Below are 1,920 nucleotides of genomic sequence, written 5' to 3'. Positions count from 1 at the left end.
TTTGGTGATGATGGCAGAGAGGTCACACCCGTTCCCATACCGAACACGGAAGTTAAGCTCTCTAGCGCCGATGGTAGTTGGGACCTTGTCCTTGTGAGAGTAGGACGTCGCCAAGCAACTAAAAACACAAGTCTTTTGACTTGTGTTTTTTTGTATATTTGTTTCGTTAGAAACAAGATTGAAAATATTGATTGCCAACTTATATCAAGTGAAAGATCATTTATAGCGAAGCATTTGCACTATTTCTAATAAGTTTTCATTAAATCATCTTTAATATAAGATGTAATTTCTCTTCCTTTATGGTTAATCCTTAAAAAACTTGGTACATAATTAAAGCTTTTATACTCTAAATGATTTAATAGTTTATGAATTGTATAGCTCTTTCCCCTTAAATTCCTATGTATAGTATCCCCTAACTGATAAAAATTAGAGGTATTTCTGCCAGTAAATACTCCTTTTTCATGATTGGACATCTAAATCTTCCACACCAATATGCTTTTGAAATAACTTCGTTCATAATTGCTTCTTTTTAACTTGTAGTTTGTTCAATCTATTAAACAAGTCACCTATATAATTTGGAATTATATTTTATACTGCTTAATTTTTTAGTCTTATAATAGTAGTGTTTTGAGGAATAGTTTTTGTTATTTGAGAGTATAGGGAAGTGGTACGTAACCTAGTAAAATAATACAGATATTTTTCTACTATATGAGAACAGCTATATTATGCTAAGTATGTAGTGAGATATAGGAATAGTGAACAAGGAGCTTATTTATAATTTAAGTGTATATATGGGTACGAAAGATTCTTTAGTTAGTAGTCGCGATTCCTCGAGGCATAAACTTTTGAATTCCTCAGTGCCAGTGCTACAATGATTGAAAACTAAATGTTAATGAGGTGTTCATATGAAAATTGAAGTTTGGTCTGATTTTGTATGCCCGTTTTGCTATATTGGGAAGCGTAGATTAGAAATGGCTTTGGAACAATTCCCACATAGGGGCGATGTTGAAGTTGAGTTTAAAAGTTTTGAATTAGATCCGAATGCTCCTGTTTACTCTGGGACAAGCATTAATGAAGTACTTGCATCAAAATATGGAATTAGTATTGAAGAAGCTAAGCGTAATAACATACAACTAGGAAATCATGCAGCTAGTATGGGATTAAGTTTTAATTTTGAAGAGATGAAGCCGACTAATACCTTTGATGCGCATCGTCTTGCGAAGTTTGCTAAGGATCAAGGGAAGGAAAAAGAGATTACAGAAAATCTTCTTTTTGCATATTTTACTGAATCACAAAACTTAAGTGATGTGGAAACACTTGCTGCTATTGCTGAAAAGTCGGGATTAGATAAGCAAGAGGTTTTAGATGTTATCAATAACAAAAGTGCTTATGCGAATGATGTTAGAGTTGATGAAGCGATTGCACAGCAATATCAAATTTCGGGAGTACCTTATTTTATTATTAATCAAAAATATGCTATTTCAGGTGCGCAACCACTTGAAACTTTTGTTGGTGCACTTCAGCAAGTGTGGGAGGAAGAGAATCCTGCGCCTAAGTTACAAGAGTTTTCATCAGACGAAGGAAGCGATATGTCTTGTACTGATGGAAGTTGTTCGGTTCCTTCAAAAGAACAATAGGTTTTTGGTGAAATAGCAACCCATGGGGTGTTTTATGGGTTGCTTATATATTCTTATAGAAGAGATATGTAAATAGATTATTTGATAAAGTAAATGGGATTTATAAAAAATGAAGTTTTTTATAAAAACATATTGACGATTGTAAGTTAGAGGTGTAATATAGAACAAGTCGCCGATGCAATAACGCAGAACGCGGCAAACAAAATGAAAAACTTAGTTGACATTAACTAACGAAGATGTTAACATAAGGGAGTCGCAAATGAGCGACCAAGTAGTTCTTTGA

General features: G+C 33.6%; 1 protein-coding gene and 1 rRNA gene. Both read left to right on the top strand.

Annotation, left to right across the window (positions count from 1 at the left end; genetic code table 11):
* Nucleotides 1–116 (top strand): 5S ribosomal RNA (rrf, locus tag MR065_RS26950).
* A 789-nt stretch (nucleotides 117–905) separates the two neighbouring features.
* Entirely contained in the window at nucleotides 906–1,637 is a 732-nt protein-coding gene (locus tag MR065_RS26945; RefSeq protein WP_242215732.1) for a DsbA family oxidoreductase, read from the top strand.
* Nucleotides 1,638–1,920 lie beyond the last annotated feature (283 nt).

This window comes from Bacillus cereus group sp. BfR-BA-01383, from assembly GCF_022663495.1.
GTDB classification, from domain to species: Bacteria; Bacillota; Bacilli; order Bacillales; family Bacillaceae_G; genus Bacillus_A; species Bacillus_A cereus_AU.
This window is presented reverse-complemented; position numbering and strand designations above follow the sequence as displayed.